At 67.7% G+C, this 4,585-nt stretch carries 4 protein-coding genes and 1 pseudogene; 1 reads left to right on the top strand and 4 read right to left on the bottom strand.

The window, feature by feature from the left end; all coding sequences use genetic code 11:
- From FFS27_RS28925 to FFS27_RS28910, 4 genes are all read right to left on the bottom strand, one after another.
- On the bottom strand, positions 1 to 558 hold a 558-nt coding region (locus FFS27_RS28925; protein WP_171019252.1), incomplete at its 3' end, for a TolC family protein.
- On the bottom strand, positions 555 to 1,619 hold the full coding sequence (locus tag FFS27_RS28920; protein WP_021264961.1) for an HlyD family secretion protein: 1,065 nt from the start codon (positions 1,617 to 1,619) through the stop codon (positions 555 to 557). The genes FFS27_RS28920 and FFS27_RS28925, both read right to left, overlap by 4 nt.
- An 11-nt stretch (positions 1,620 to 1,630) precedes the next feature.
- On the bottom strand, positions 1,631 to 3,223 hold the full coding sequence (locus tag FFS27_RS28915) for an MFS transporter (RefSeq protein ID WP_021264960.1): 1,593 nt from the start codon (positions 3,221 to 3,223) through the stop codon (positions 1,631 to 1,633).
- A 137-nt stretch (positions 3,224 to 3,360) separates the two neighbouring features.
- Complete coding sequence (locus tag FFS27_RS28910) at positions 3,361 to 4,293, bottom strand: LysR family transcriptional regulator (RefSeq protein ID WP_003090919.1); 933 nt, start codon at positions 4,291 to 4,293, stop codon at positions 3,361 to 3,363.
- A gap of 156 nt (positions 4,294 to 4,449) precedes the next feature.
- On the opposite strand from FFS27_RS28910, the pseudogene FFS27_RS28905 reads away from it, so the two are divergent.
- Positions 4,450 to 4,554: pseudogene (locus tag FFS27_RS28905) on the top strand (universal stress protein); the annotation flags it as partial.
- Between the last annotated feature and the right edge of the window lie 31 nt (positions 4,555 to 4,585).

Below are 4,585 nucleotides of genomic sequence, written 5' to 3'. Positions count from 1 at the left end.
CAACTGGATATAGTCGCGCGCGGCTTCCGCCAGCACCGAGACCTGCACGTCGCGCAGTTCGTTCTCGCTGGCTTCCACCGTCGCGTCGGCGGCTTCCAGCTCGCGTCGCACGCGGCCCCAGAAGTCCAGCTCCCAAGAGGCGTCGAAGCCGGCCAGGGCGTGGTTGTAGTTGCCTTTGCCGGCCTTGCCGGAAGGATCGAACAGGCCGGCGCTGGTGGTCCGCTGGCGCTGGTAGTTGCCGCTGGCGTCCACCGAGGGCAGGGCGTCACCGCCGAGGCTGCGACGGATCGCGCGGCTCTGCTGCAGGCGCACCGCGGCGCTGCGCAGGTCGAGGTTGGCACGCTGGACCCGTTGCAGCAGGGCGTTCAATTGCGCGTCGTCGAACAGCGTCCACCATTGTGCTGCGAGTGGCGCGGCGGCGAGGTGGCTGGGGTTGCCGGCAGCGGCCTGGAGCGACCAGTCGCCGGGCGCAGGGCGGTCCGGGCGGGTGAAGTCGGGGCCGAGGCTGCAGGCGCCGAGCGCAAGGCTGGCAATAAGCAGGAGCGGAGTGCCTTTCATTGCTGGGCGACCTCGGCGGAGTGGGTGCCGGTCGCGGTGTCGATCCGTGCTTCCACCGACATGCCCACACGCAACTTGCCCGCCATGGCCTGGCGCGGCTCGAGAACGATCTTCACCGGGATCCGCTGGACCACCTTGGTGAAGTTGCCGGTGGCGTTGTCCGGGGCGATCGGCGCGAAGCTCAGGCCGGTGGCCGGTGCGATGCTGTCGACATGGCCGCGCAGAACCTCGCCGGGGAAGGTATCGACGCGGATCTCCACGGCCTGTCCGGGAGAGACGTGGGTCAGTTGGGTTTCCTGGAAATTGCCGACCACGTAGGCCTGCTGCAGGGGCACCACTGCCAGCAGCGCGCTGCCCGGCGTGACATAGGCGCCGACGCGCAGTTGGCGGCGGCCGACCTGGCCGTCGAAGGGCGCGCGGAGTTCGCAGTAGGAGAGGTCCAGGCGGGCCTGGTCGCGTCGCGCCTGCATGCGTTGCAGGTCGCCACGGGCCTGGCCGACGCGGGCTTCGAGGACGCTCACCTGCTTGCGCGTGGCATCCACCGCGGCCTGGCCCTCGGCCAGCCGGGCGCTGGCGGTATCGATCCGCGATTGCGCCTGCTGGGCGTTCTGCAGGCTGCCGGCGCCCTTGCTGGCGAGGGTCTGGTAGCGGCTTTGCTCGTGACGGGCGAAGACCAGCTCGGCCTGCTCGGCGCGGACCTTGGCCCGCGCCTGTTCGATCAGCGCCTGCTGGCGTTGCAGGTTGGCCTCGGCATTGGCCAGGTTGGCCTCGGCACCGAGCACGTCGGCCTCGGCGGCGGCCAGGGCGGTGCGGAAGTCGCGGTCGTCGAGGCGGGCGAGCAACTGGCCGGCCTTGACCGGCTGGTTGTCCTCGACCAGGACGTCCTGGACGAAGCCGGCGACTTTCGGCGCGACCAGGGTGAAATCGGCGTGCACATAGGCGTCGTCGGTGCTCTGCACGACCCGTGGGGCGAGCAGGTGGAACAGCAGGTAGACCAGTAGGATCAGGACCAGCAGGGCGGCGAGCAGCAGGCTGCCCTTGCGCGAAGTGATGAACGACATACAGCGACCTTTCAGTGTGTGGGAGCGACCGGGCGGGGCGGGTAGGCCCGTTGCGGCAGGATCGGAATCAGGATCAGCAGGGCGCAGGCCAGGCCGGTCATCGCCAGCAGCACGTCGGCGTTGCCCAGCACCTGGGCCTGTTGGCGGGCCTGTTCGGCCAGGTTCTGCCAGTGCGCGCCGGAGTCGGCGCCCGGTTGCAGGCCGGCGATCTGTTGCAGGCGCAGTTCGACGGCCTGGGACGCATTGCCCAGGTGATCCACCAGGCGGTTGGAGTGGTAGTGCTCGCGGGCGGTGCCGAGGGCGCCGATCACCGCGGTGGCGACTACCCCGGAGAAGCCGCGGACGGTGTTGAACCAGGCTGAGGCGAAGGGCCCCTCGATGGGCGCGATGACGCTGGTGGAGAGCATCAGCAGCGGAATCACCGCCATCGGCTGGCCGACCACCAGTAACAGCATCGGCAGGTAGAAGTCCTCGCGCACCCAGTCCGCCGTCAGTTGGCTGAAGCTCAGGCAGGCACCGGCGCACAGGCACAGGCCGCAGGCCAGCACCCAGCGGCAGTCGACCCGCGGGATGTTGCAGAGGGCCGCCACCAGCGGCAGCGCGACGAGCTGCGGAAGGGCCACCAGCAACACCATGGGTACGCTCTGCAGGGGGCGGTAGCCGCGGATCTCGGCGAGGAATTCGGTCGGCACGCCCATGCTCGCGCCGAGCACCACCAGCACGCCGGCCAGGGTGATCAGGGCGAAGGTCAGGTTGCGCCGCTTCAGCAACTGCAGGCGGAAGAACGGCAGTGGGTGGCTCCATTCGTTGACCAGGAACAGCCCCAGCAGGAGGCTGCCGCTGCCCAGCAGCAGGCAGATCAGCGGCGACTCGAACCAGTCCAGGCGTTCGCCTTGCAGCAGACCGATCACCAGGGCGCAGATCGCCGGGAAACCGGTGAGCAGGCCGATGCCGTCGAACTGGCGGAAGCGTTCCAGGCGCACCGGGTCCTGGGGGATGCCATGGGACACCGCGGCCATCGCCACCAGGCACAGTGGAATGACCTGCCAGAACACCCACTGCCAGCCGACGTATTCGAACCAGAACGCCGCCAGTGGCAGGCCCAGGTTGGGCCCGAAGGTCGCGGTGAGGGCATAGGCGCCCAGGCCATAGAGCTTTATCCCGGGTGGCAGGAAGCGTAGCGCCACGGTCATCAGCATTGGCGGCAGGCAGCCGGCCATCAGCCCTTGCAGGGTGCGCAGGACCAGCAGGCTCTCGAGGTTCGGCGCGAACGGACAGAGCAGGGCCAGCAGGGCGAAGCCGCCGATGGCGAAGAGCGTGAAGCGGCGCAGGGAAAAGGTCACCGAACACCAGGGCGCGAATGCCATGGCGGCGACCTGGGTGGCTTCGTAGAGCACGGTCAGCCAGGTGCCTTCGTCATGGCCAATGGCGAGTGCGCCGCGCACATCGGTCATGGCGATCTCGGTGACATGACCATTGAGACCGGCGGTGAGCGAGGCGAGCAGCACGCCGAGCAGGCCGACCACGATGCGCGCGCCGAAAGGCTGGGCGGCGGGGGCTGCGGTTGGCGTCGGCTGGCCGAGCGGGGTGGCGAGCGAAGTCATCGCGACCTCGCTACTGCGAGGGTGGGGAAACAAGGCATGGGCGGAAACTCTTCTGATTTCCGCCGCAGTCTAGGAGCGTCCAGATAGTGTGAAAATTGAAATGATCGAAATGAATCAGTGCATTCCACGCATCTATATCAGTTGGAGCCCAGCAGCGGATGGGGATCGTTCTGCACTTCCTCGCAAAGCCGCTTGACCGTTTGCCGGAACCAGCGGTGCGCGGGATCGTTGTCGAAGCGTGGATGCCAGGCCTGGACCACCATCACGGTCTTCAATGGCACCGGGATGTCGAACTGGCGCAGGCCCAGGCCCAGTCGGTTGGCCCGCCACAGGGAGTGCTCGGCGATCGGCAACAGCAGGTCGGAACCGGGCAGGGCGAAGATCGCCGAGTGGAAGGTTGCGCAAACCAGCTTGACCTGGCGGGTCACCCCCAGCTCTCCCAGGGCTTGGTCCAGCGGGCCGTGGTGGAGTCCGCGGCGCGAGACGCTGATGTGGGGGAAGGCGGCGAAGCGCTGCGGGGTGATATCGCCGTCGAAGATCGGATGCCCCTGGCGGGCCAGGCCGACGAAGCGGGTGGTGAGCAGTTGCTGGGTCTTGACCTCGGGCTCCATCCAGGACGAGGCGCCGATGTAGAGGTCGATGCGGTTCTGCCGCAGGGCTTCGTCGTCTATGTCCGATTCTGGGGCAAAGCGCAGGGTACAGCGTGGCGCTTCCTTGCTGAAGATTTCCAGTATGCGGGTGGCCAGACCGCCGACCAGGGTGTTGTTGGAACGCAGGGTGAAGCAGCGCTCCAGCTTGTCCAGTTGGATGGTTTCGCGGGTGTTGAACAGGTCGCGGGCCTGATCCACCAGTTGTCGGACCTGCTCCTGCAGTTCCAGGGCGCGGGGCGTGGGCACCAGCTTGCGGCCGGCGCGGACCATGATCGGATCGCCTACCGCCTCGCGGATCCGTGACAGGGTACGGCTCATCGCCGGTGGGCTGAGGTGCATGCGGCGCGCGGCTCCGACCACGCTGCCCTCTTCGAGAAGAACGTTGAGGGCGACCAGGAGATTCATATCGGGAAGATGCATGGAGTGGAAGTATAAGCGCCCTTGAGTGCGCAAGGTGCAGTCTTTCGTTCTCCCAGGCGTGCGTTCGCTGCATTGCTGGATTGCGTCCGCGATGCCTTTACGCGCGCGGGTGGCTACCGAAGAATGCCGGTGTACGCCCTGTCCGAGGATTTGCCGATGTTCCATACACTCCTGGTCGCCATCGACGGCGGCCCGCAGACCCGTCGCATTGCCGAGCTGGCGCGGCAGGCCGCCGCGCCGGGCGCGCGGGTCCACCTGCTTCTGTCTCGTCTACACATCTGACGCACGCTGC

Source organism: Pseudomonas sp. 2VD (assembly GCF_005503585.1).
In the GTDB taxonomy this organism is placed as follows: domain Bacteria; phylum Pseudomonadota; class Gammaproteobacteria; order Pseudomonadales; family Pseudomonadaceae; genus Pseudomonas; species Pseudomonas aeruginosa.
Note: the sequence above shows the minus strand (reverse complement) of the source record. Positions and strands in the feature narration are given on the sequence as shown.